We start from the raw sequence: 570 nt of genomic DNA on the forward strand, positions 1-570 counted from the left end.
CCAAGAAAATAGAAGACATGCCAAAAAGCTTTAATGTAACTCCAAATGGTGTTCATTCAAAATATCCAATTACAATCGGTGATACTCTTGAAAGAAACGGTAAAAAAATCAAAAATTATTCATTGGATACAAATGAGTCTACATCAAACAATCAAAATGAAGATATTGATAGTACAAATGTAATGGAAAAACTAGAAGAAACTATAGCTCCAGCTTCTGAAAAACAAAAACAGCTTCAGATTGAAAATGAAATACAGCTATTTAATTATGGACATAATACATTTCTTCCTACGCCTAAATTTGAATCAATAACTATGATAAATAATTTCAAACTTAATAGGGAGGAAATTGCAGTAATTCTAGAAGCCCTTATTAACAAAACAAAAAATAAGAGTTTACTAAATGATAAACCTCTTATAATTAAAGATGTAATGTCAGAAGACCCGTATTATAAATCAATTCAATTTGTCCTAAGTCATAATTTTTTAACTACAAACAGTAAAAGTTTTGAACCCAAAAGGGATTTTACTCAAGAAGAAGCAACAATTTTAATACAAAATCTATCTAATC

Annotated in this window: 1 protein-coding gene; it reads left to right on the plus strand. The window is 27.5% G+C overall.

Features of this window, described 5'->3' with window-relative positions; all coding sequences use genetic code 11:
• On the plus strand, positions 1–570 hold a 570-nt coding region (locus tag RCF13_RS02135), incomplete at both ends, for a hypothetical protein (protein WP_308140786.1).

Source organism: Stenotrophomonas maltophilia group sp. RNC7 (genome assembly GCF_030910085.1).
Lineage (GTDB): Bacteria > Pseudomonadota > Gammaproteobacteria > Xanthomonadales > Xanthomonadaceae > Stenotrophomonas > Stenotrophomonas sepilia.